The following is a 24,980-nucleotide window of genomic DNA, read 5'->3' on the forward strand; positions in this document are numbered from 1 at the left end:
TATAGCCAACTTGTAATGGTCATTTTTAGGAGCAGAAAGATTCCGTATTTCAGTGGCATTTTGTCCTGCTCTCCGCTGTATCTCTTGTGTTTGCTATCGCCACACAAGAGGATGCCGCTTCGATCAGGGCTAGGAAGGACGTTTTGTTTTTCATAGTTGCGATTGTGGAGGAGTGCTAAAGAGGATGATTTGTTTTTTGTTGAACTATTTTAAATTTGTAAGAAAAAATAAACATATATTGAAAATATGTATAATATGGCGTTTGTTAGGCCTTTATATAAGTTGTAGGAAATTGTGAATAACTTTGCTAAAAACCAAATTTTTAAAACAAAAAGACTATTTCTTTTTTAAGTATTTTAGCAAACTTATTTTTAAAATTTCTACACTTTGAAAACTCTACCAATATATGATACCGAACAAATTGAAGGTGAAATAAAAATTCAATATTTATTTGCTAGTGTTGGCGAAATAACAATTATTAAAGCAATCGAATATTCTCCTGTTACTACTATGGGTGGAAGAACTATTTATAATTTAGGATTTGGAGATTATGATGAAGCTAATGGCACGATTATAGATGACATTAATAGTAATAATGGAGATATTTATGTTGTTTTTAATACTGTATTAAGTACTGTTCCTGTCTTTTTTGAAACTAACCCAGATGCAGTAATTATTGTAAGTGGTAGTGATAGTCATGACGAATTTATAAGTGATTGCCTTCCTTATTGTAAAAAAAAATGCACTGATAAATGCAAAAATCACCAAAGAAGAATAAAAACTTATAGATATTATGTAGATAAAAACTTTGATGAACTTTGTAAAGATTTTATTTTTTTTGGACGTAATAAAACAAAAGAAAATACTTTTGTACAATATATTCCAAAACAAGATTATGACGATATTTTGGTTTATAAGAAAAAATAATATAAATTTGCTGATAATTAGGCATTAATTTTTAATCAAATACTAATATTATGAAAACAATTAAACCAACTTTAAAGGCATCTAAAGTTATTGTTGCATCAACAATAATTAGAGAAAGAATTGCAACTGTTGCTAATAATCTTAAGGGGAAAGAATTGTTTACTGACAAGATAGAATTGGCAAAGAAAAGTTTAAGTGACTTAAAATCTTTACCTATTTAATATATAATATTTCAAATTAAAAAAGTCGATTTAGTTCCCTCTAAATCGACTTTTTTGTTTTACTCATTTTATTGAGCTCAAAAAACATTCCCACTGGTGCTCGACTATGACAAGTATCTACTTATAATTTAAAATGAGTCGTAGCGTTCGCAATTAGACTTAGTTGTAGAACCCTGACAGGGTTTTAAACCCTGTCAGGGTAAAATATATAAGTACGCTTTGTGTGTTTTCCTTTTATGAATCTCTGTGAAATGATTGTTTGTGGATTTTAAGAAAAGTTTTTCCATATTTAGGATGTAGAAAATCCGTGTGATCCGTGTCATCTGTGGGCTATTAGTTTTTTTGCGAAACATAGTTTCTTTTTTGGGTGAGGGATAGTAGTGGAAATCCTTTTATGAGGCTTTTTCAGCCTCATAAAATATTGAAGCGAATAGCCCGACCCGCTTTTTTCAAGCGGGGCACCCCCAAATAATTTCCGTAGATAATATTTTGTTAATAGTATTGGCTAAACTTGTAATATGTAGACGAATTGTTATTTTTGTTCGTTTTATACATTTTGGCAGTCTATAAATTTTTATTTACTGCTACTTATCACGTATATTTGGACGCGATAGGGGAATGTGATGAAAAAAGCGAATATAATAATTTGGTTTCGCTCCCTATTAATATTAAAATATGCCAATTAAAATACTACGAATGAAATTTGTAAATACTAAAATTGCCTTTTTGTTTTTCTTGATGTTGTTGTCTGGTCTTGGAATGAGTGCGCAAGAAATAATTAAAGAAGCAGAACCTGTTGTGAAAAATGTACCTGTGACAGGTAGACAAAAGATTGATGGAATTATTGCAACGGTAGGGGATTATATCATTTTGGATTCGGATATTGACAAGATGTTTTTGGAACTTTCAAGTCAAGGAAATTCAATTAAAGATATCAGTAGATGTCAGATGCTTGGGAAATTATTGGAAGATAAATTATATGCGCATCAAGCCATTCAGGATAGTATTAAGGTGACTGATGCCGAGGTGAAAGGGATGATGGAAGAACGTTTGAACTACATGGTAGAGCAGATTGGTTCTATTGAAAAAGTAGTTCAGTATTATAAGAAAGAATCAGTTGAAGATTTTAAGACTTACTTCTTTGATATTTTGAAGGAAAACAAATTGACATCTGAAATGCAGAAGAAAATTGTTGATGAAGTAGAAATTACCCCAGAAGAGGTTCGCAATTTTTTCAAAAAAATACCCAAAGACGAATTGCCAATGTTTGGTGCTGAGATGGAAGTGGCGCAGATTGTAGTAACTCCTAAAGTGTCTGAAGCCGATAAACAAAAAGTAATTGATAAACTCAACGAATTTAAAAAAGAAATAGAATCTGGACAATCTAGTTTTGCAACAAAGGCAGTATTGTATTCCCAAGATCCAGGTTCCAGAGCAAGTGGTGGATTTTATAAGATGAACCGTAAAACACCTTTTGTAAAGGAATTTAAAGATGTTGCTTTTGCTTTGCGTGAAGGAGAAATATCGGCCCCTTTTGAAACTGAATTTGGATTTCATATTATATATGTAGAAAAAATTAAAGGACAAGAGTTGGAGTTGCGTCATATTCTATTAGCGCCAACAGTTACTCAGGCTTCCCTAAATGAAGCTAAAGAGAAGATAAGTTTGATTAGAAAAAGAATAATAGACAAGGAGATTTCTTTTGCAGATGCAGCAAGAACCATGTCTGATGAAAAAGAAACGAGGGCTAATGGAGGAACATTGATTAATCCACAAACTCAAGATACTCGTTTTGAGTTGACTAAGATGGATCCAGTATTGTATGGTCAAGTGTCAAGTTTAAAAGACAACGAAATTTCACTTCCAATTATAGATGAAGAAAAACAAGGAAAGAAAAAATATAAAATCATTACGGTAACTAATAGAATCAATGAGCACGTAGCAGATTATGCTCAGGATTATATTAAAATTAAAGATTTAGCATTAAAAGAAAAGCAAATTAAAGCTATTGGAAAATGGTTTGATGAAAAAATTAAAGAGACCTATATCAAGATACTTGGAGAGTATAGAGATTGTGATTTTACAAACAATTGGTTGAAAAAATAATTTTTTCAGAATAAGTAAAAAGAGTTAGTTTTATGTTTTTGTATTACTAACTCTTTTTTTAATTTAAAAAATATTCAAAATGTCTGATGTAGCTGCCATACACAATTTGGTTCAAAAAAGGAATGAACTAAAAAAGGAAATAGCAAAAGTAATCGTAGGTCAGGATGAAGTAGTGGATCAAATTTTGATTTGTATTTTTTCTGGAGGACACGCCTTATTGATTGGAGTTCCGGGTTTGGCTAAGACATTGATGGTGAATACGCTTTCACGTGCTTTGGGGTTGGATTTTAAAAGAATTCAGTTTACTCCAGATTTAATGCCTTCGGATATTTTAGGAAGTGAGATTCTAGATGAAAACCGACAGTTTAAATTTATTAAGGGTCCTGTGTTTTCAAATATTATTTTGGCTGACGAAATCAATAGAACACCTCCCAAAACACAGGCAGCTTTGCTAGAAGCGATGCAGGAACGTTCCGTTACTATTGCGGGGCATAATTATAAATTGACTTTACCTTATTTTGTTTTAGCAACTCAAAATCCAATTGAACAAGAGGGAACTTATCCTTTGCCTGAAGCACAGCTAGACCGTTTTATGTTTGCAGTTAAATTAGAATACCCTTCATTTGAAGAGGAAGTTGAAGTGGTTAAAAGAACTACTGCTGATAGCACAAATGAGATAACATCTTTGTTTAGTGCGCAAGAAATAATCGATTTCCAACATCTAATTCGTCGTATTCCGGTTGCTGATAATGTGATTGAGTATGCCGTAAGATTGGTAAGTAAAACAAGGCCTAATAGCGATTTGTCTGACGCCTATGTGAAAACATATTTGGATTGGGGAGCAGGACCAAGGGCTTCACAGAATTTAATTTTGGCTGCTAAAACTCATGCCGCTTTTCATGGTAAATTTTCACCAGATATTGAAGATGTGAAAGCGGTAGCTGTTGGGGTGTTGCGTCATCGCATTATTAAGAATTATAAGGCAGATGCTGAGGGAATTACCGAAGAAATGATTATTGGAAAGTTAGTTTAATGCCATAGATTTTGATTTTTGTTGTATTTTAATTAAAATCAAACTAAGAATTTGCTATTTGATGTAACATTCCATTTATACTTTGTTAGAAAAAAGAACTCGCATTATTGATTTTTTAAAAATAGTAGTCGATTTGGTGTTTTTTGATAATTTTACACGGGCAAATCAGTTATTTTGCAATATTTTTTGAGTAAAAAAATCGCTTCTATTATATTTTTTTAAATCTCATCTTAAATAACTAAATTTGCGACACAAAAAATAAAAACACCTAGATATTCTGGCTTTTGATCTTGAATTTATCAAGAAAATCTGCCTTTAACTTTGTAAAGACTTCTATTATGAACACTTATAACGATTATCTACAAGAAATCGAAGAAAGAAAAGCTCAGGGACTTAACCCTAAGCCTATTGATGGCGCTGAATTGTTAAGCGAAATCATTGCGCAAATTAAAGATGTAGACAACGCAAATCGCGAAGATTCTCTTAAATTCTTTATTTATAATACTGTTCCAGGAACTACTCCTGCAGCAACTGTGAAAGCAAAATTTTTAAAAGAAATTATTCTAGGTGAATCTGTAGTAAAAGAAATTACTCCTGACTTTGCTTTCGAGTTATTGTCACATATGAAAGGGGGACCTTCTATTGAAGTCTTACTTGATTTAGCTTTAGGAAATGATGTTGCAATCGCAGAAAATGCAGCAAAAGTACTTAAAACTCAAGTTTTCCTTTACGAGGCAGATACAGATCGTTTAGAAGCAGCTTACAAGAGTGGTAACGCAATTGCAGCAGCCATTTTAGAAAGCTATGCAAAAGCAGAGTTTTTTACTAAATTGCCAGAAGTAGCAGAAGAAATTAAAGTAGTTACTTTTATCGCAGGTGAAGGAGATATTTCAACAGATTTACTTTCTCCAGGGAACCAAGCACACTCAAGATCTGATCGTGAATTGCACGGTAAATGTTTGATTTCTCCAGAAGCTCAAGACCAAATCGAAGCTTTGAAAGCGCAGCATCCAGATAAAAGTGTGATGTTAATTGCTGAAAAAGGTACCATGGGTGTAGGTTCATCAAGAATGTCAGGTGTAAATAATGTGGCACTTTGGACTGGGAAAAAAGCGAGTCCTTATGTTCCATTTATCAATATTGCACCAATTGTTGCTGGTACTAATGGTATTTCACCAATTTTCCTTACTACAGTAGATGTTACTGGTGGTATTGGACTTGATCTTAAAAACTGGGTTAAGAAATTGGATGAAAACGGTAAAGCGGTTTTAAATGAAAGTGGTGATCCAGTTTTAGAGGAGGTATATTCAGTAGCAACAGGTACTGTTCTTACAATTAATACAAAGACTAAGAAACTTTATAGTGGAGATAAAGAGCTTATAGATATTTCTAAAGCTTTTACTCCGCAAAAAATGGAATTTATTAAGGCTGGAGGGTCTTACGCAATTGTATTTGGTAAAAAATTACAAACATTTGCTTCCAAAACTTTAGGGATTGATATTGTTCCTGTTTATGCTCCTTCAAAAGAAGTTTCTATCGAAGGACAAGGGCTTACAGCGGTAGAAAAAATATTCAATAGAAACGCTGTTGGAACAACTCCAGGGAAAGTATTGCACGCTGGTTCTGATGTTCGTGTAGAAGTTAATATCGTTGGTTCGCAAGATACAACTGGTTTGATGACTTCTCAAGAATTAGAGTCTATGGCTGCCACTGTGATTTCTCCTATTGTTGATGGTGCTTACCAATCAGGTTGTCATACGGCTTCTGTTTGGGATAACAAATCAAAAGCTAACATCCCAAGATTGATGAAATTCATGAACGATTTCGGGTTGATCACGGCTCGTGATCCGAAAGGTGTTTATCATGCAATGACGGATGTTATTCATAAAGTATTAAATGATATTACTGTTGATGAGTGGGCTATCATTATTGGTGGTGATTCTCATACAAGAATGTCAAAAGGGGTGGCTTTTGGTGCTGACTCAGGAACTGTTGCTTTAGCATTGGCTACTGGTGAAGCTTCGATGCCAATTCCAGAATCAGTAAAAGTTACTTTCAAAGGAGATATGAAAAACTACATGGATTTCCGTGATGTTGTTCATGCTACTCAAGCGCAAATGTTGCAACAATTTGGAGGAGAAAATGTATTCCAAGGTAAAATTATCGAGGTTCATATTGGGACACTTACTGCTGACCAAGCCTTTACATTTACTGATTGGACTGCTGAAATGAAAGCGAAAGCGTCTATCTGTATTTCTGAGGATGCTACATTGATCGAGTCATTAGAGATTGCTAAAAGCAGAATCCAAATCATGATTGATAAAGGTATGGATAATGCTAAGCAAGTGTTGAAAGGACTGATTGCTATTGCTGATAAAAGAATCGCTGAAATTAAATCAGGTGAGAAACCTGCTTTAAAACCAGATGCAAATGCTAAATATTACGCTGAAGTTGTTGTTGATTTAGATCAAATTGCTGAGCCAATGATTGCAGATCCAGATGTAAACAATGCTGACGTTTCTAAGCGTTATACGCACGATACGATTAGACCTCTTTCTTACTATGGAGGAGATAAAAAAGTAGATCTTGGGTTTATTGGTTCTTGTATGGTTCATAAAGGAGATATGAAAATCCTTGCTCAAATGCTTAAAAACGTTGAGGCACTAAACGGTAAAGTGGAATTCAAAGCACCTCTTGTTGTAGCGCCACCAACATATAATATTGTTGATGAGTTGAAAGCTGAAGGGGACTGGGAAGTTTTACAAAAATATTCTGGTTTCGAATTTGATGATAATGCTCCTAAAGCAGCTGCTCGTACCTCATACGAAAATATGTTGTACTTAGAACGCCCGGGTTGTAACCTTTGTATGGGTAACCAAGAAAAAGCAGCCAAAGGGGATACTGTAATGGCAACATCGACGCGTCTGTTCCAAGGAAGAGTTGTTGAGGATACCGAAGGTAAAAAAGGTGAGTCTTTACTTTCGTCTACACCAGTGGTAGTTTTATCAACAATTCTTGGTAGAACTCCATCAATTGAAGAATATAAAACTGCCGTGGAGGGAATAAACTTGACTAAGTTTGCTCCATCTCACAAACAATTAGTGAAATAATCATCTGATTAATTTATACTTTAAAAAGCCTGAGTTCAATGACTCAGGCTTTTTCTTTTATAGCTGTTCTATTTTTTGTATATTTAAGGTTCAAAAATAATTTACAAAAATAATATACATAAAAATTATGGCATTTGATATTGAAATGATTAAGAAAGTGTATGACAACATGGCGAGTCGTGTTGATGCTGCACGTGATATTGTGGGGCGTCCTCTTACATTAACGGAAAAGATTTTGTATAGTCATCTTTGGGATGGTGTGCCAAAACAAGGTTTTAAAAGAGCTGTAGATTATGTTGATTTTGCTCCCGATAGAGTAGCTTGTCAAGATGCGACAGCACAAATGGCTTTGTTGCAATTTATGCACGCTGGAAAGAAGACAGTTGCTGTGCCTACAACAGTTCATTGTGATCATTTGATTTTGGCTAAAAACGGAGCTAAATCCGATTTAGAAATGGCTAACAAGCAATCTAAAGAAGTTTTTGATTTCCTTTCGTCGGTTTCAGATAAATACGGTATTGGCTTTTGGAAACCAGGCTCTGGAATTATTCATCAAATTGTGCTAGAAAATTATGCATTTCCTGGAGGAATGATGATTGGTACCGACTCTCATACCGTAAATGCAGGTGGATTAGGGATGTTGGCCATTGGGGTTGGTGGAGCTGATGCCGTAGATGTAATGTCTGGAATGGGATGGGAATTGAAATTTCCAAAACTAATAGGGGTAAAGTTAAGGGGGAAATTATCCGGCTGGACAGCTCCAAAAGATGTTATCTTAAAAGTAGCCGACATTCTTACCGTAAAAGGAGGTACGGGTGCTGTCGTTGAATATTTTGGAGAAGGTGCTACAAGTATGTCTTGTACAGGTAAAGGTACCATTTGTAATATGGGTGCTGAAATTGGCGCTACAACTTCTACTTTTGGCTATGATGATTCGATGAGGAGATATTTGACTGCTACAGGTCGTCAAGACGTGGTTGACGCTGCTGATAAAGTGGCTGATTACTTAACTGGTGATGCGGAAGTTTACGCTAACCCAGAAAAGTATTTCGATCAAGTAATTGAAATTAACCTTTCGGAATTAGAGCCACATATTAATGGTCCATTTACGCCAGACAGAGGTACTCCAGTTTCTAAAATGAAAGAAGAAGCAAAAGCGAATGGTTGGCCAATAAAAGTAGAATGGGGACTAATCGGGTCATGTACAAACTCTTCTTATGAAGATATGGCTCGTGCCGTGTCAATTGTCAATCAAGCTGTGGAACACGGAATTACTCCCAAAGCGGAATTTGGTGTTAATCCAGGTTCTGAGCAAATTCGTTATACTATTGAAAGGGATGGGATGATTGCAGCATTCGAAAAATTGGGCACCAAGGTTTTTACAAATGCTTGTGGACCTTGTATCGGACAATGGGATAGAGCAGGGGCTGATAAACAAGAAAAAAACACCATCGTGCATTCGTTCAATCGAAACTTTTCTAAAAGAGCCGACGGTAACCCAAACACACATGCCTTTGTAACTTCGCCAGAAATGGTTGCAGCTTTAGCAATTTCAGGTAGATTGGATTTTAATCCTATCACTGATACTTTATTAAATGACAAAGGAGAAGAAGTGAAGTTAAAAACTCCTTTTGGGGATGAATTGCCTTCTAAAGGATTTGATGTGGAAGATGCAGGATTTCAGGCGCCTGCGGAAGATGGTTCTAAGGTAAAAATCGTTGTGAGTGAAACCTCAGATCGTTTGCAATTATTAGCTCCTTTTGAAGCATGGGACGGGGAAAACATTATGGGAGCCAAATTACTTATAAAAGCCTTTGGAAAATGTACAACTGACCATATTTCTATGGCTGGACCATGGTTGCGTTTCCGTGGACATTTAGATAATATTTCTAATAATATGTTGATTGGTGCTGTAAATGCATATACCCAAAAAACAAACTCGGTTAAAAATCAATTAACGGGTGAGTATGATGCCGTTCCAGCTGTAGCTCGTGCTTACAAAGCTGCTGGTGTTCCCTCAGTTGTTGTGGGAGATCACAACTACGGCGAGGGTTCATCACGTGAACATGCTGCTATGGAACCACGTTTCTTAGGGGTTAAAGCGGTATTGGTGAAGTCATTTGCTCGTATCCATGAAACAAACCTTAAAAAACAAGGATTATTAGGATTGACATTTGCAAATGAATCTGATTATGATAAAATTCAAGAGGATGATACCATAAATTTTGTTGATTTGGTTGATTTTGCTCCTGGAAAGCCTTTAACTATTGAATTTGTTCATGCTGACGGTTCAAAAGATGTCATCATGGCGAATCATACGTACAACGAAGGACAAATTGGTTGGTACAAAGCAGGTTCAGCTTTGAATTTGATTGCGGCAGAAGCCAAAGCATAATTTCAGTTGTATCGTAGTATAAACGCTCTGTTCTAACAGGGCGTTTTTTTTATATCAGATTTTCTTAAAATGAGTACAAAGAGTTGTTAAAAATAGTGAGATATTTGCAGGAATGGGTTATTTTTACGGTCCGAAAATAGGATTTACTTATGTTTTTTGAATAAGTAGGAACAATAAGTTAAAATCCTGGTAAAAAAAAGATTGTTGGTAGAATAAGTTTTGTCTTGTTTTATGAAAAAAAATAAAATATATGAAGGGTTATAGTTATTTGATAGTTGCGATTTTGTTTTCTGGTTTTACAGTTTTTGCTCAGCAAAAAACTACGGAACATGTCGTTGCTAAAGGGGAAACTATTTCCAAGATTGCTGCCTTATATAATCTAAAAGCAAAGGATATTTATGAACTCAATCCCGAAGCTAAGAAAGGTATAAAATTCAATACCAAGTTGTTGATTCCAGTAACAGCTACTGCAGTTTCTAATGAGATTCTTCATGAAGTTTCAGCTAAAGAAACATTGTATGGTATTTCAAAAGAATATGGAGTAACCATTGAGGATTTGTACAAGTCAAATCCAGCATTAGAAGAGTCAGGCCTTAAAGTAGGTCAAAAAATAAGTGTCATTGGGAGTACTAAAATGCTAAAATCTGTTTCCAAAGCAGAGTCAGAAAGTTTAACGGCTGAAGCTGTCCCGCAAAAAGTAATGACCGAGGGGATTGTTTACGAAGTTTTAGCCAAACAGACCAAGTATAATATTGCTAAAGAACACGGAATCACAGTTGCTCTTTTGGAAAAAGCCAATCCAATTTTACAGACAGAGGAATTAAAAGTAGGACAGAAAATTATTATCCCTGTTCAAAAATACATTCCAGAAATAAATGAAACTTCAGAAACGGTTTTGAATAAGGAAGAAAAGCTTTTGATTAAAAAAGAGGATGAAGTCATTAGTGGAGTTTTTGCTTCAATTGTAAAGGATGAAGTTGTTTCAGGAATTATTGCAAATACTATTGTTCATGAAGTTTTGCCCAAAGAAACTAAATATGCTATTGCCAAACAACACAGAATTACAATTGCAGATTTGGATAAAGCCAATCCAATTTTGGAATCCGAAGGATTGAAAATAGGTCAAAAAATTTCTATTCCAGTTCAAGAATTAACTACTGAAAAGGAACAAGCCGTTTCAAATACTGATAATGTGAAATTGAAAAAAGATACGGTGACTTCAGATAAAGAGATTTTGGTTAAATCTAAGGATTCAATTAAGGTAGAACAAACCGAAATTACACATAAAGTATTGGTTAAAGAAACAAAATACGGAATTGCAAAAGAGTATGGAATCACTGTAAAAGAATTAGAAAAACACAATCCATCAATAATAAATCAACTTAGAGTAGGTACTGTTTTGACGATTAAGAATTCAAAAATATCAAACCCAGTAGCTGAAGTTAAGCAAGAACAAGTAGTTGAAGAAAGTTTGGATTCAAAATCCATTCATGACGAAAGATTTGTCGATCAATTAATTTCTACTGCTTCTGAAAATATTGGGACTCGATACCGAATTGGTGGTACTACAAAAGACGGTTTTGATTGCTCAGGCTTAATGTGTTCCACTTTTGGTGCCTTTGATGTGCAGTTACCAAGGACTTCCTTAGAACAATCGCAATACGGAACGGTCGTAGAAGTTGATAAAGCTCAAAAAGGAGACTTGATTTTCTTTAAAACAAGGGGGAGAAGCCAAATCAATCACGTAGGGATGGTAGTAGAAGTGGCCGATGGTGATGTTAAGTTTATTCATGCTTCTAATTCAGGTGTAATTATTTCCTCGATTAAAGAAAGCTACTATTCTAAAAGAGTGGTTCAGGTCAATAGAGTTTTGTAATTTATAGTATACTAGGTTTGTTGATAGATTTTATCAGAAAACCCCAATCACCCACATATAAATTCCTATTTTTGTTCTTCTTATTATCAAAATCTAATCTATGTTAATTATAGGGATTGCTGGAGGAACGGGCAGTGGCAAGACTACTGTCGTGCATCAAATTGTAAATGAATTACCAGACACCGAAGTAGGTGTGCTCTCTCAGGATTCCTATTACAATGCCACACATCATTTAAGTTATGAAGAGCGCTCAATAATAAATTTTGACCATCCTAGAGCGATTGATTTTGAGCTTTTAGTACAACATTTAAAGGACTTAAAAGCAGGAAATACAGTTCATCAGCCCATTTATTCCTTTGTAACACATAATAGGACGGACGATTATATTATTACGCATCCCAGAAAAGTACTGATTGTTGAGGGGATTTTGATTTTTACGAACCCAGAACTACGAGATTTATTTGATGTTAAAATATTTGTTCATGCTGATTCTGACGAGCGTTTAATCAGAAGGTTAAAACGGGATATTGCTGAGAGAGGACGTGATATGAACGAGGTTTTAAATCGTTATCAAAAAACGTTAAAACCCATGCATCAACAATTTATTGAGCCTACCAAAGCATTTGCAGATATTATTATCCCGAATGATCGACCAAACAATGTAGCAATTGAGGTAGTTCGTGCCTTAATAAATCAAAAATTACTATAATTTATTGTAATTTTATATCCACAAAGAACGTTTCTCAGGTTGTTAAATTCCATTTAGTAGTGCATTCAAATTGTTAATTTTTTTATTTTTCTAATAATGGCTAATCCATACAAAGACAAATCTTGGTTCAAGTTTATGAGTAATAAGTACATGTGGGTGCTCTTATTTTTTATTGCTTGGATGTTTTTTTTGGATAATTACTCATATTTTGATCATCGTGTTTTAGACAATCAAATAGATGAATTAGAAGAAAATAAAACTTATTATCAAGAGGAAATCGATAAGGATGAAAAGCAGATTAAAATGTTGCAAAATCCAGACCAAGTAGAAAAGTACGCTCGTGAAAAGTATTTTATGAAAAAAGACAGCGAAGATATTTATATTGTCGAATTTGAAGGTGATAGTATAGTAAAAAAGTAGTAACACTTTTTTTATTTAAGTACTAGAATTCAAAAGCCGTTTTTGTTTAATTGAAATTATAATACCATGGCAAGTCTAACTCCATTATTTAATGAATTTGATTCTGTTTCTTCCAAATTATGGAAACAGAAAATTCAATTTGAACTCGATGGAGCAGATTATAACGAAGCCATGATTTGGAATTCACCTGAAGATATTAAAGTAAAACCTTTCTATCATCGTGATGAAATGGGGGTTAAATATCCTGTAAAGACCAATGCTTCTCAATTTTCGATTTGTCAAAATATCTTTGTTTACGATGTAGATAAATCCATTGAAAGAGCTTTGGATAGCCTAAAACGAGGAGCAGAAAGTTTACGTTTTACTATAGAAAATGAAGCCATTGATTTTAATAAGTTATTAAATAGTTTGCCATTGGATGGTTTAATAATTTATTTCAACTTTAGCTTTTTATCTCTAAAAGTCATTCAGAAAATAGAAAGTATTGTTCAGAATAAAAGAGCTACTCTTTATTATAATTTAGATCCGATTGGGCAATTAGCAAAAGACGGAAATTGGTTTTCAACTCCTGGTAAAACTAATTTTGATAGTTTGATTTCAATTTCAAATACACTATCTCAAAACTCCTATTTGAGTGTCAATATGAGTTTGTACCAAAATGCAGGAGCCAATATTGTACAACAATTAGCCTATGGTTTGGGACAAGTCAACGAATACTTCAATAGAATTCCGTCGATTGATTCTAAAATTTTATTTGAGATTTCGGTGGGATCTAATTATTTTTTTGAAATTGCCAAACTGCGCGCTTTTCGAATTTTGTTTCAAGCCTTGGCTAAAGAATACAACCACAAACAAGATTGTCATTTATTGGTAACGCCATCCAAACGCAACAAAACCATTTACGGTTACAATGTTAATATGTTACGTACCACGACCGAATGTATGTCGGCCATTTTGGGTGGATCAGACAGTATTGCAAATTTAGCTTTTGATTCCATTTACCATAAAGACAATGAATTTGGAGATAGAATTGCTCGCAACCAATTACTGATTTTAAAAGAAGAAAGTCATTTTGATAAAGTCAACAATCCAGCCGATGGCAGTTATTATATCGAAAGTATAACACAACAATTGGCAGATAAAGCTCTTGTACTTTTTAAAGAAATGGAAACCAAAGGTGGTTTCTTAAAATTACTGAACGAAGGTGTTATTAGAAACAAAATCCAAATTAGTGCCGACAAAGAGCAACAATTGTTTGATTCGAAAGTATCCCCGTTAATAGGAACCAATAAACACGCTAGTAGGGAAGATGTAATGAAAACGGAACTTGAGTTGTTTCCTTTTGTGAAAATAAAGCCGAGAAAAACATTAATCACGCCCATCATTGAAAAACGATTAGCTGATCAATTGGATCAAGATCGTTTGGCTGCAGAATAACTATATATAAACAGTACCACAATTATTTCTTGTGAAAAGAAAACATATTCAACATATAACCCTTGACAATTCGATTCCAAAGTTAGAATCATCTCATGCCGAAGATTCCTTTATGACTTCGGAAGGGATTTCTTTGGCTTCAACATATTCCGAGTTGGATGTTGAGGAATTGAAACATTTAGATTTCGGAGCAGGTTTTCCGCCTTATTTGCGTGGGCCTTATTCCACTATGTATGTTTCGAAACCTTGGACGATTCGACAATACGCTGGTTTTTCAACAGCCGAAGAGAGTAATGCTTTTTACAAAAGAAACTTAGCTGCAGGACAAAAAGGATTGTCAATAGCTTTTGACTTACCAACACATCGAGGTTATGATTCGGATCATGTGCGTGTAACGGGCGATGTAGGGAAAGCTGGTGTTGCTATTGATACGGTCGAAGATATGAAACGATTGTTCGATGGAATTCCTTTGGATGAGATTTCGGTTTCAATGACGATGAATGGTGCTGTATTGCCTATTATGGCTTTTTATATTGTGGCAGCTGAGGAACAGGGAATTCAACCTGAACAGCTACTAGGTACGATTCAAAATGATATTTTGAAAGAGTTTATGGTTCGAAATACCTACATCTATCCACCCAAAGCTTCGATGAAAATTGTGTCAGATATATTTGAATATACGCATAACAAAATGCCGAAGTTTCATTCGATTTCGATTTCGGGCTACCACATGCAGGAAGCAGGTGCAACGGCTGATATTGAATTGGCTTACACCTTAGCTGATGGTTTGGAATACATTAGAACTGGATTAGCTACTGGGATGAAAATAGATGATTTTGCACCCAATTTATCCTTTTTCTGGGCTATTGGCAGGAATCATTTTATGGAAATCGCCAAGTTGCGTGCAGCTCGTATGCTGTGGGCTAAATTGGTGAAACAATTCAACCCTCAAAATCTTAAATCAATGGTTTTGCGTACCCATTGTCAGACTAGTGGGTGGAGTTTGACTGAGCAAGATCCTTATAATAATGTGACTCGTACCTGTATTGAAGCAGCGGCGGCTGTTTTTGGAGGAACTCAATCTTTGCATACCAATGCACTTGACGAAGCGATTGCATTACCAACTAACTTTTCGGCACGGATTGCTCGAAACACGCAGTTGTATTTAAGAGATGAAACCAAAATCACCAAAACGGTGGATCCTTGGGGCGGAAGTTATTATGTCGAAAGCTTGACTAATGAACTTGCGCAAAAAGCTTGGCAATTAATTGAGGAAGTAGAAGTTTTAGGAGGTATGACTAAGGCGATAGAAACGGGAGTTCCAAAGCAAAGAATTGAAGCTGCAGCTGCAAGAAAACAAGCTAAAATTGATAATAAAGAAGAAACAATTATTGGGGTAAATAAATATCGTTTAGCCAAAGAGGAATTATTACCAATTTTAGATATAGACAATCATAAGGTACTAAGTCAACAGTTAGAGCAACTGAATGCACTAAAGTCTACTAGAAATACCCAATTGGTTACTGAATCGCTCCAGAAAATTACTCATTGTGCCAATACTGGAGAAGGGAATTTACTGGAATTAACCATTGAAGCGGCCAGAAATAGAGCGACATTAGGTGAAATTAGTTTGGCTCTTGAAAAAGTATACGGTCGTTATGTAGCCAAAGTAAAATCAATTACGGGAGTATATGCTGCCAATATTCAAGACAATTCCTCCTATGATAAAGCCCGTCAATTGATGCGGCAATTTGTGGAGAAAAAAGGAGTAAGTCCTAGAATCATGATTGCAAAAATGGGACAAGATGGACACGATCGCGGTGCAAAAGTAGTGGCAAGCGCTTACGCCGATTTGGGATTTGAGGTCTATATCAGTCCTCTTTTTCAAACACCAGCTGAGGTAGCTAAGCAAGCAATGGATCATCAAGTCCATGTTTTGGGAATGTCTTCAATGACGGCTGGTCACAAAACCTTGGTTCCACAAGTCATCAATATTCTAAAAGAAAATGAAAAAAACAAAATTAGGATTGTGGTTGGAGGAGTTGTGCCACCTCACGATTATGATTACCTGACTCAGGCAGGTGTATTTGCCGTTTTTGGGCCAGGAACTGCTATTGGTGAGACAGCCATAGTGATTTTGGAAGCTTTATTGGTGGAGGAGTAATTTTTGTTGTTATCCCATATAGAAAATGCGATGTTTTCCGTTTCAAGGGTGCACATCGCATTTTTGTATTATAAGATAGTGGTTTAATTCAAACTCACTACTGCATTGTTGTCAGGAACAATAAATGAAGTGTCATATCCACCAAAGGCTTTCATATAACTTCTGATAGACGTTCCATAAGCGTCTCTAAGGTATCTAGAGCCATTGCTTTTGAAGAACTTCTTAACGGAACCGGCACCACCTAGATGAGCTGCTGCTAAGATACCTGATTCGGTTATACGAATGCCGCTCACAACTTTACCTTCGTATTTTTCGATAATATCACGCAAAAGCCATTTGTTCTTAGCTAATAGTGCCACGAATGCTTTTTCTTGCATTTTAGGACTGCTTAAAAATTGTGGGCTGTTTTTAATTCCGATTGTTTTTAAGGTTTCAACACCAAATTGGTATTTGCCTAAATATCCTAAGGAATTAATCTTTCTATATTTTCCTTGTGATTCTTTGAAGCCGATTGCTTCTTTGAAACCAATAAATAAATTTCCGGTAAAAGGGATATTCAAATTGGTGTAATCTTCTTGTTCTTGTGACGGATATAAGTACTGAGATCCGTCTGGATTTTTTATTAGAAACCAATGATTAGAATCAATTTTAAGTGGTTTGAAACCTGAGCTTAAAAAAGCTATAATAATCGCTAAAGTTGTATAAAAATACCATTTCTTTCTCATAAATTGTTTTTCTTCAGAAACCTGTCACCATCTGAAATTTCTACGGTGCAAATATACAACAATTTTTATAAAACTGAAAATCAAGCTGTTAAACTTAGTTAAAAGTAGAAAAGATGAAGCCTAACTGACTCGTTAGCTGTTAATTCTACTGTGGGTGCGGGAATTTTTAGCGTGTTAAAAACACTAAAAAAAGTTTTTAAAATATAAGATTTTGTCTCTATTTTTGTTAGGTCAACGTCTAGGCTGAGGTAGAATTGTCTTTTATTTTTGATGATTTCGTTGTTTAAAACATAGGTTTTTTCGTTATTTCCATACAGCATTCCATTAGCTCCATATCCAAAAGCAAGGTTCAGCCATTTGGGTATTTTTGTGTTTTTTGCAAAGGAATGTAAATTGATTGATAACCAATAGGTTTGACCATTGTAATCCTTTAGGAGTTGTTCGTTAAAAGATCTTCCTAAAACTTGAGGTCGTTCTGCTGCATATCGAGTTTGATGGAAAGAGAATTTAGGAATAATGCGTTGTTCTTTCCAGAGTAATTCTTGTGATACAAATAAGGCAGTTCCACTTGCATTGGCAATCACGTCACCAAGTGAAGCTCCCCATTCTGAGGAAAAACCATCCATTACTTCAACAGTTGTTAAAAAGGCAAAGCCAAGACCAGCTCCATATATAAGTTGATCTTTTTGGGAGGCGCCACTCCATTGAAGTAGCTCTGTGCCAAATCTTCCCATTTGGTAAGAAGAAAATATATGTCCTAATTTGTCCATTTGTAACCATTCTTGATTGTCATTGATGAAATGAAATCGAGAACGAGGATAATCAGCATACCACAATTGGTTCAAGCCAACTAAGGCTCCAGTAGACACTAGGGCTTCAGAAAGTAGAACTGTGTTCTTACGGGAGTTATTTAAACTGTCAGCGGGTTTTAAAAATCGATTGAGACTGTTTTGTGAGTAGGAAGAAAGGGTTAGGATTCCTAAAATGACAAAGCAAAACGATTTATTTTTACTAATCAAAACTATCTTTTTACTCCCTGACTGTTAATCCAATTAGAATATTTCTTAGCATTTTGATTGTGTTCTGAAAGCGTAGCTGCAAATTCATGGTAACCAAAACGCTCCACACTAGCACAGAAATAAATAAAATCGTGTTTTTCGGGATTTAGTACGGCTTCCATTGCGGTGATATCCGGCATGGCAATAGGTCCTGGAGGTAAACCGATGTTTACGTATGTGTTGTAAGGGGAACTCATTCTAAGGTCGTTATAAAACACTCTTTTGATCACTTGCTCAAAATCATTCGAGTTCTTTTTGATGGCATAAATTACAGTAGGGTCTGCTTGTAAGGGCATTCCAAGTCTTAAACGGTTTAAGTATACACCTGCAATACGTGGTCTTTCATCTTTTTTAACAGATTCTTTGTGAACAATCGATGCCAATATGGTAGCTTCCACAGGAGTTAGGTTTTGTTGTTCAGCTTTTTTTATTCGCTCATTCGTCCAAAACTTACGGTATTCCTTAATCATTTTATCTCTAAATTTCACCGCCGAAGTATTCCAATAAAATTCATAAGTATTAGGGATAAACATGGCAAAAACGGTCTCCTCATTAAATCCGTTTTCCTTCATGAATACTGAATCCTTAATTGCATTTAACAATGAAATACTGTCTGCTTCTATTTGTGAACTCACTCTTCCAGCAAAATTTTCCAAACGCTCTTGATTATTGAAGGCTAGTTTTACAGGAACGTTTTGACGTAATGTTTTTACTAATTCGTAACTATTCATTCCTTTGGTAATCAAAAAGCGTCCTGCTTTCACATTTTCAAGATAGTCTCTTTTGCTAGCAACCATCTCAAAACGATCCATGTTTTTGATATAAGGAGCGATAATTATTTTTGCTGTTTGATAGTTGGCATCTGTTGGAATATGAACAAATACTTCGTTTTCTTCAAACTTTGTGTTTTCGGAAAAGATTTGGTTTACTAATATAAAACCATAAATAATTAAACCTGAGATGATAACAATAGCTGAGATTGAAATGATTTTCTTGAAGTTCAAAGTCGTAGATTTAAAATTGTTACGTCAGTTCGCTGGCGTCCGTTTTTTGGTTGATGAGTTGATACAATCCTTCATCTTTGTAAATGCCGTTGACCAAATTCCAGTCTTTTTTGATGCCAATACATTCAAAGCCAAATTTAGTAAAAAGAGCTTTACTGGCGGTATTTTCTTCATCAATATTTGCATATAATTGATGTAAGTTTAAATGATAAAAAGAATAGTTGATTAAGAGTTCTAATGCTTCAGATCCAATGTTTTGTTTTCGATTTGCACCACCTTGGATAACGATTCCGATACCTGCTTTATTGTTTTTAGGGTCAAAATCAAATAAATCAATCAATCCCACAGCTGGAAAATCATCGTCTTTGCAAATGGCTAATCGCAATTGCTTAGCTTCATAAATATCCTGTTGGGCATTTTCAAGATATTGCCGAATCAAGAATCGGCTGTATGGAGTTTGTGTATTGCTGACTTCCCAAATCGTTTCGTCATTTTCCATGGCATACACAAATTCCAAATCATTGGGTTCTAATGCGCGTAGGTAAATATCTTTTCCTTTGAGGGTTATCATTTGGGAAGTATTAAAAAAAATGGCAATTATTAAATTGTAATGGTACCTGCAAAAACAAATTCAGCTGGGCCTATTAAAAACACATTGGTATATTGATTGTCTTTTTTGTCAAAAGAAACAGCGAGTTTACCACCTTCTACATTAATATTTAAAGCCGTGGCATCAGTTTGTCCAGTTGCATTCATTGCAATAGCCACGGCTGTTGCTCCTGTACCACAAGCCAAGGTTTCGTCTTCCACACCTCTTTCATAGGTGCGTAGCGCAAATGTGGTTTCGTCTATTTTTTTGACAAAATTAATATTGCTGCCTGCATTACCATATAATTTACCGTAACGAAGTGCAGCTCCATTTTCTTTGACGTTGTAATTTTCTAAATCGTCAACTAGCTGCACATGGTGAGGAGAACCTGTGTTTAAAAATGAATAGTTAGTCGTATTGTCGATTTTATCTACATCAATCATTTGTAAGGATACAATACCATTTGGACTGATACTGGCATGATGCAAACCATCGATAGCGTTGAAGGTAGCAGTATTGTCAATGACCTTCATTTGTTTTGCAAAAGCTACTAAGCATCTACCACCGTTGCCACACATAGTGCTTTGATTTCCGTCGGAGTTGTAATACACCATTTTGAAATCAGTTTCAGGGTCATTTTCAAGTAAAATCAAACCATCACCACCTATTCCAAATCGTCTGTCACACAAATGCGCGATGAGTTTGGTGTCTTCTTTTGGGAAGGTTTCATCACGATTGTCAATCATTACAAAATCATTTCCTGTTCCTTGGTATTTATAAAAATTCAGTAGCATTTTCTTATTCAATTTTTTTTGGAATACAAAAGTACAAATAATACTATACCAAATTATATTTCACCTCAAAGACTTGCAGGCAAATATTGATATATCATCAAAATAGTTAAATGATAGTAAATAGTGCAGGGTATTTAGTGAAAATACTAAGAAAAAGTTAATCCTTGTTAAAGGGCGTTAAACTGTTTTTGAGGAACTATTTTTATTATTAATTTTACTTTGTAAACCATAAAAATGACTTTGTAATATGAATAAATTATCACAGCTTTTTCTAGTTTCACTAATGAGTGGCGCTACTACTTTGGGGGCTTATAAATTATTTTTTGATAATAATGCTCCTTTTTCTTTAGATAAAAAACCAGTGACAACCATGGCTACAAGCAACTACAATAGTAATGTAGGTTTGTCTGCTACTGTCTTGGATTTTACTGAAGCAGCTGATAAAACGGTTCACTCTGTAGTACACGTTAAAAACGTGACACGTAGAGTAGTATCAAATCCGATGCTGGAGTTTTTCTATGGGTACAAAGGAGGTCAGTCTCAAGAGCAAATAGGTACCGGTTCGGGTGTAATTATTTCAGAGGATGGATACATAGTAACTAATAACCATGTAGTGAAAGATGCTTCTGAAATTGAGATTACCCTGAACAACAAAAAATCCTATAAGGCCAAATTGATAGGAACTGATTCTAAAATGGACATCGCACTTTTAAAAATTGATGCAGATGAGAAATTATCGTATACGCCTTTTGGCGATTCAGATAATGTAAAAGTTGGGGAGTGGGTATTGGCTGTTGGTAATCCATACAATCTAACGTCAACGGTTACGGCCGGAATTGTTTCTGCCAAAGCTAGAAATTTAGGAGATAACGGCATTCAGTCGTTTATTCAAACCGATGCTGCGGTGAATCCTGGAAATAGTGGTGGTGCACTAGTAGATACCCGTGGAAATTTAGTGGGAATCAATACCATGATTTCTTCCATGACGGGATCTTATGTAGGTTATTCTTTTGCGGTTCCTTCTAATATTGCTCGAAAAATTATCGAAGATATTATGGAGTACGGAAATGTGCAAAGAGGTATTCTAGGTGTTGAAGGTGGGGAATTAAATGCTCAAGCTTCTAAAGAATTAGGTGTTTCACAAACTGAAGGTTTTTATATTAATAGAGTGACAAAAAATTCAGGAGCTGAAAAATCAGGATTGCAAAAAGGGGATATCATCATTAAATTAGATGCTAAAAATATCTCAACTTTTGCTGATTTATCAGGTTATATTAATACGAAGCGTCCTAATGATAAGGTAGAAGTAACTTACTTAAGAGATAGTAAAATCAAAACCACTACAGTTACTTTGACCAAAACAGAATTTTATAGTACCGAATTCAAAGGAATCGAACTAGAGAATATTGATGCTTCAGACAAAAAGAAATTCAAACTAGATTATGGGGTAAAGATTAAGGCAATTAACAATGAAAATTTGGCTCAATATAGAGATGAACTACAAGGAAATATCATTTTAAGTATTGATAATGTTAAAGCAATAAATGTGGAGACGGTTTCTAAATTATTGAATAAAAAAGATGAAAATCAAAGTGTTCGTTTGGAGATGATCAATAAAAATGGGGAGTTGATTCGAATCATCATCTAATAACTTGTTAAATATCAGACTAAACCAGCTGTTTTTAACAGCTGGTTTTTTTATCAAAAAAAATCACGAAAACATTTTACGAAAACGTTTGAAATCACTATTTTTGCCATCGTTGTAAAAGGAAGTTATTTAATTTAAACTTTTGTTATAAATTAAATTGTTGATTTACAGGTTGGGGCTGCTGAAGTTAAATTTTTAGTTTTTAGTTTTTAGTTCAAGTTTCAGATTAAGATTTACAGTGGTTCCACCTGATTTTATAGAAATCCATCTCGAAAGAGGTGGATTTTTTTTTGGGGAGCATATTAAAGGCAAAACCAATTTTAAAAATCAAAGATCAAAAGACAAAAGTCAATTTCAATTAGCAATTGGGTATGACAGTGTTATTTATACACGGCTTTTATCGTTGTATGTTTTTTAAATAATAAAAAGTGAGTATTCTTAAAAACATAATCAGTTACTTTTTGCAGAAGAAAAGGAAGAGGTAAAGCTATTTGTCAATGGTTATAGAAATCGTTCAAACTATAGGTTTTTATTACTAACTATAGTCTTGAGGTGAAATATAGAGTATTTGTAATTTACCATTAAGAAATTAAGACTCGTTGAAAGGATCAAAACTTTAATTCTCTTAATTTCTTAATTGTTGAAAAAAAACAATATCTAAAATATTTGAAATTTTTAATTATTTATTCTTTTTCGCTTTAATCATGGCTTCGAGTTGGTCCCAGAGTTCTTCGGGAATGGCTTCGAGTAGGTTGAATTGTCCTGCTCCTTTGAGCCATTCGCCTCCATCAATAACCACGACTTCACCATTAATGTAAGCCGAAAAGTCGGAAACGAGGTAAGCCGCTAGATTGGCTAATTCTTGGTGGTCGCCTACACGTTGCAAAGGGACTTTTTTGGCCATATCAAATTTTTCCGCCAAATCCCCAGGAAGTAAACGATCCCAAGCGCCTTTGGTAGGAAAAGGTCCTGGAGCTATCGCATTGGTGCGAATGCCGTATTTTGCCCATTCTACGGCTAAGCTTCGGGTCATGGCGAGCACGCCAGCTTTGGCGGTGGCACTTGGCACTACATAAGCGGAGCCTGTCCAGGCGTAGGTTGTTACAATATTCAATACGGTAGCCGTTTCTTGCTTGCTGTCAATCCAATGTTTTCCAAAGGCTAGAGTACAGTTTTTGGTTCCTTTGAGCACGATGTCTATTACGGTATCAAAGGCATTGGCAGACAATCGTTCAGTGGGCGAAATGAAATTTCCAGCGGCATTGTTAAGTAAAACATCAACTTTACCAAAGCTTTTGAGAACCTCTTGTAGCATTTGCTCTACTTGATCGTAATGTCTCACATCACATTGAAGAGGCAAACAGGTGCCGCCAGTTAAAGATTCAAGTTCTTGTGCGGTATTTTTTAATTTATCTAAATCTCTTGAAGTGATTGCTACTTTAGCTCCCAATTCTAGGAAATATTGGGTCATGGCTTTGCCTAAACCGCTTCCGCCACCAGTCACAACAATTACTTTGCCTTGAAGAGCATCATCACGCAACATTTTATTTTTAAAGTTCATATAAATAGCTTTTTAGTAAATATAGGAAATTTAAAGTTACTATGCACGCATAGCAAAACCAATTTTGTGTTAAATTAAAGTCTAACTAGTTGTTGAGCGGCGGCTTCTAATGTTTCATCGGTTTTAGCAAAACAAAAGCGAATCAGTTTGAGGTCTTTGCCATTGGCATAAAAAGTGGAATTCGGTATAGCGGCCACGCCATATTCTTTAATCAGTCGTTTGCAAAAATCTACATCATTTTCATCCGATATAGCTGCATAAGACACCACTTGAAAGTAAGTGCCTTCAGCTAGGAAGCAAGTTAAAACGACTCGGTGCGAGTAGTTCTCTAAAATAATCTCTCTTTTTTTGATAAAAAGAACTGATTTCCTTGAAATCTACAAAATCCAAGAATTGACAAATGGCTGCTTGTGCTAGGCTGTTGACGCTGAAAACCAAAAATTGGTGTACTTTCTTGATTTCGTGCATCAGATTTTCGGGAGCAATGAGGTAACCTATTTTCCAGCCTGTAATATGAAAAGATTTTCCAAACGAAGAGGCTATTATAGAACGGGAGCGCAATTTTTCTCGGCTATTAGCTGAAATGTGTTTTTCTTCAAATGTGATGTATTCGTACACTTCGTCAGATAATAAAAGTAAGTCTGGGTTTTGATCTAAAATATTTTCTAAAGTCTCAATATCTTTTTTGTTTAGGATTTTTCCCGTTGGATTATGAGGATTGTTGATGATAATCATTCTGGTTTTTGGAGTACAAGCTTGAGCTACTGCCTCCCAATTCACGGTATAATCATCATATAGCGGAATCCGAACTGATTTTCCTGATGCCAGTAATATCGAGGGTTCATAGGAATCGTAGCTGGGGTCCAGTACAATGACTTCGTCTCCTGTTTTTACTAATGCTTGAATAGCGGTAAAGATTCCCTGAGTAGCGCCAGTAGTGATTAAGATTTCAGTGACTGGGTCAACTTTTCTTTGATAATGTTCTTGTGTTAAAAGTGCAATTTTATCCAATAGTGGTGGGTAGCCAGCCATAGGTGCGTATTGATGCACATTCTCTTTTGTGAGCTTGACGGTAATTTCGATTAGTCTTTGGTCTACTGGGAAATTAGGAAATCCTTGTGATAAATTAATCGCATTGTTAGCTGCTGCTAATTGCGACATGGTCGAAAAAATACTGGTACTGATATTTGGAAGCTTACTCAT

General features: G+C 35.1%; 20 protein-coding genes. 12 read left to right on the forward strand and 8 right to left on the reverse strand.

The window, feature by feature from the left end:
• Positions 1-387: 387 nt before the first annotated feature.
• The 11 genes from ACNH59_RS09220 to scpA all read left to right on the forward strand — a co-directional run bounded on the left by ACNH59_RS09220 (position 388) and on the right by scpA (position 16,398).
• Positions 388-927, forward strand: coding sequence for a DUF6934 family protein (locus tag ACNH59_RS09220; protein WP_418262252.1), 540 nt, complete (start codon positions 388-390; stop codon positions 925-927).
• Positions 928-977: 50 nt separating this feature from the next.
• Positions 978-1,148: a hypothetical protein gene (locus ACNH59_RS09225; protein ID WP_418262253.1), complete on the forward strand. Its 171-nt coding sequence runs from the start codon at positions 978-980 to the stop codon at positions 1,146-1,148.
• 696 nt (positions 1,149-1,844) lie between these two features.
• Entirely contained in the window at positions 1,845-3,254 is a 1,410-nt protein-coding gene (locus ACNH59_RS09230) for a peptidylprolyl isomerase (protein ID WP_418262254.1), read from the forward strand.
• Positions 3,255-3,333: 79 nt separating this feature from the next.
• Positions 3,334-4,287 (forward strand): AAA family ATPase, encoded by a 954-nt coding sequence (locus tag ACNH59_RS09235; RefSeq protein WP_418262255.1) that lies wholly within the window; start codon positions 3,334-3,336, stop codon positions 4,285-4,287.
• A gap of 338 nt (positions 4,288-4,625) precedes the next feature.
• The gene (locus tag ACNH59_RS09240) at positions 4,626-7,397 is read left to right on the forward strand and encodes a bifunctional aconitate hydratase 2/2-methylisocitrate dehydratase (protein ID WP_418262256.1); all 2,772 of its coding nucleotides are present in this window, start codon (positions 4,626-4,628) and stop codon (positions 7,395-7,397) included.
• Positions 7,398-7,524: 127 nt separating this feature from the next.
• Positions 7,525-9,792: an aconitate hydratase gene (locus ACNH59_RS09245; protein ID WP_418262257.1), complete on the forward strand. Its 2,268-nt coding sequence runs from the start codon at positions 7,525-7,527 to the stop codon at positions 9,790-9,792.
• A gap of 250 nt (positions 9,793-10,042) precedes the next feature.
• Positions 10,043-11,668 (forward strand): LysM peptidoglycan-binding domain-containing protein, encoded by a 1,626-nt coding sequence (locus tag ACNH59_RS09250; protein WP_418262258.1) that lies wholly within the window; start codon positions 10,043-10,045, stop codon positions 11,666-11,668.
• 100 nt (positions 11,669-11,768) lie between these two features.
• The gene (gene udk, locus ACNH59_RS09255) at positions 11,769-12,377 is read left to right on the forward strand and encodes a uridine kinase (RefSeq protein ID WP_418262259.1); all 609 of its coding nucleotides are present in this window, start codon (positions 11,769-11,771) and stop codon (positions 12,375-12,377) included.
• A gap of 96 nt (positions 12,378-12,473) precedes the next feature.
• On the forward strand, positions 12,474-12,797 hold the full coding sequence (locus tag ACNH59_RS09260; RefSeq protein WP_418262260.1) for an FtsB family cell division protein: 324 nt from the start codon (positions 12,474-12,476) through the stop codon (positions 12,795-12,797).
• Between the two features lie 66 nt (positions 12,798-12,863).
• Complete coding sequence (locus ACNH59_RS09265; protein WP_418262261.1) at positions 12,864-14,234, forward strand: methylmalonyl-CoA mutase subunit beta; 1,371 nt, start codon at positions 12,864-12,866, stop codon at positions 14,232-14,234.
• Between the two features lie 31 nt (positions 14,235-14,265).
• Positions 14,266-16,398, forward strand: a complete 2,133-nt coding sequence (scpA, locus tag ACNH59_RS09270) for a methylmalonyl-CoA mutase (RefSeq protein ID WP_418262262.1) — start codon at positions 14,266-14,268, stop codon at positions 16,396-16,398.
• Positions 16,399-16,481: 83 nt separating this feature from the next.
• Here scpA and ACNH59_RS09275 read toward each other — a convergent pair whose 3' ends face one another.
• The 5 genes from ACNH59_RS09275 to dapF all read right to left on the reverse strand — a co-directional run bounded on the left by ACNH59_RS09275 (position 16,482) and on the right by dapF (position 20,568).
• A complete protein-coding gene (locus ACNH59_RS09275; protein ID WP_418262263.1) occupies positions 16,482-17,123 on the reverse strand; it encodes a peptidoglycan-binding protein LysM in 642 nt (213 codons plus the stop codon).
• A gap of 98 nt (positions 17,124-17,221) precedes the next feature.
• On the reverse strand, positions 17,222-18,142 hold the full coding sequence (locus ACNH59_RS09280; protein ID WP_418262264.1) for a DUF2279 domain-containing protein: 921 nt from the start codon (positions 18,140-18,142) through the stop codon (positions 17,222-17,224).
• Positions 18,143-18,144: 2 nt separating this feature from the next.
• Complete coding sequence (mltG, locus tag ACNH59_RS09285; RefSeq protein ID WP_418262265.1) at positions 18,145-19,185, reverse strand: endolytic transglycosylase MltG; 1,041 nt, start codon at positions 19,183-19,185, stop codon at positions 18,145-18,147.
• Between the two features lie 19 nt (positions 19,186-19,204).
• On the reverse strand, positions 19,205-19,756 hold the full coding sequence (locus ACNH59_RS09290) for a GNAT family N-acetyltransferase (protein WP_418262266.1): 552 nt from the start codon (positions 19,754-19,756) through the stop codon (positions 19,205-19,207).
• 29 nt (positions 19,757-19,785) lie between these two features.
• On the reverse strand, positions 19,786-20,568 hold the full coding sequence (dapF, locus tag ACNH59_RS09295) for a diaminopimelate epimerase (protein ID WP_418262267.1): 783 nt from the start codon (positions 20,566-20,568) through the stop codon (positions 19,786-19,788).
• A 247-nt stretch (positions 20,569-20,815) separates the two neighbouring features.
• Here dapF and ACNH59_RS09300 point away from each other — a divergent pair, with 247 nt between their 5' ends.
• Positions 20,816-22,216, forward strand: a complete 1,401-nt coding sequence (locus ACNH59_RS09300) for a Do family serine endopeptidase (RefSeq protein ID WP_418262268.1) — start codon at positions 20,816-20,818, stop codon at positions 22,214-22,216.
• A 679-nt stretch (positions 22,217-22,895) separates the two neighbouring features.
• Here ACNH59_RS09300 and ACNH59_RS09305 read toward each other — a convergent pair.
• The 3 genes from ACNH59_RS09305 to ACNH59_RS09315 all read right to left on the reverse strand — a co-directional run bounded on the left by ACNH59_RS09305 (position 22,896) and on the right by ACNH59_RS09315 (position 24,980).
• Positions 22,896-23,777 (reverse strand): SDR family oxidoreductase, encoded by an 882-nt coding sequence (locus ACNH59_RS09305; protein ID WP_418262269.1) that lies wholly within the window; start codon positions 23,775-23,777, stop codon positions 22,896-22,898.
• A gap of 74 nt (positions 23,778-23,851) precedes the next feature.
• The gene (locus tag ACNH59_RS09310; RefSeq protein WP_418262270.1) at positions 23,852-24,046 is read right to left on the reverse strand and encodes an aminotransferase class I/II-fold pyridoxal phosphate-dependent enzyme; all 195 of its coding nucleotides are present in this window, start codon (positions 24,044-24,046) and stop codon (positions 23,852-23,854) included.
• A gap of 16 nt (positions 24,047-24,062) precedes the next feature.
• Entirely contained in the window at positions 24,063-24,980 is a 918-nt protein-coding gene (locus tag ACNH59_RS09315) for an aminotransferase class I/II-fold pyridoxal phosphate-dependent enzyme (protein WP_418262271.1), read from the reverse strand.

The organism is Flavobacterium faecale (genome assembly GCF_048320115.1).
Classification (GTDB): domain Bacteria; phylum Bacteroidota; class Bacteroidia; order Flavobacteriales; family Flavobacteriaceae; genus Flavobacterium; species Flavobacterium faecale_A.

Bases quoted from the DNA above. Each gene is read 5' to 3' on its own strand.
- ACNH59_RS09225 (WP_418262253.1), top strand. From the start codon at position 978: ATGAAAACAATTAAACCAACTTTAAAGGCATCTAAAGTTATTGTTGCA.
- ACNH59_RS09230 (WP_418262254.1), top strand. From the start codon at position 1,845: ATGAAATTTGTAAATACTAAAATTGCCTTTTTGTTTTTCTTGATGTTG.
- ACNH59_RS09235 (WP_418262255.1), top strand. From the start codon at position 3,334: ATGTCTGATGTAGCTGCCATACACAATTTGGTTCAAAAAAGGAATGAA.
- ACNH59_RS09240 (WP_418262256.1), top strand. From the start codon at position 4,626: ATGAACACTTATAACGATTATCTACAAGAAATCGAAGAAAGAAAAGCT.
- ACNH59_RS09245 (WP_418262257.1), top strand. From the start codon at position 7,525: ATGGCATTTGATATTGAAATGATTAAGAAAGTGTATGACAACATGGCG.
- ACNH59_RS09250 (WP_418262258.1), top strand. From the start codon at position 10,043: ATGAAGGGTTATAGTTATTTGATAGTTGCGATTTTGTTTTCTGGTTTT.
- udk (WP_418262259.1), top strand. From the start codon at position 11,769: ATGTTAATTATAGGGATTGCTGGAGGAACGGGCAGTGGCAAGACTACT.
- ACNH59_RS09260 (WP_418262260.1), top strand. From the start codon at position 12,474: ATGGCTAATCCATACAAAGACAAATCTTGGTTCAAGTTTATGAGTAAT.
- ACNH59_RS09265 (WP_418262261.1), top strand. From the start codon at position 12,864: ATGGCAAGTCTAACTCCATTATTTAATGAATTTGATTCTGTTTCTTCC.
- ACNH59_RS09275 (WP_418262263.1), bottom strand. From the start codon at position 17,123: ATGAGAAAGAAATGGTATTTTTATACAACTTTAGCGATTATTATAGCT.
- ACNH59_RS09290 (WP_418262266.1), bottom strand. From the start codon at position 19,756: ATGATAACCCTCAAAGGAAAAGATATTTACCTACGCGCATTAGAACCC.
- dapF (WP_418262267.1), bottom strand. From the start codon at position 20,568: ATGCTACTGAATTTTTATAAATACCAAGGAACAGGAAATGATTTTGTA.
- ACNH59_RS09300 (WP_418262268.1), top strand. From the start codon at position 20,816: ATGAATAAATTATCACAGCTTTTTCTAGTTTCACTAATGAGTGGCGCT.
- ACNH59_RS09305 (WP_418262269.1), bottom strand. From the start codon at position 23,777: ATGAACTTTAAAAATAAAATGTTGCGTGATGATGCTCTTCAAGGCAAA.
- ACNH59_RS09315 (WP_418262271.1), bottom strand. From the start codon at position 24,980: ATGAGTAAGCTTCCAAATATCAGTACCAGTATTTTTTCGACCATGTCG.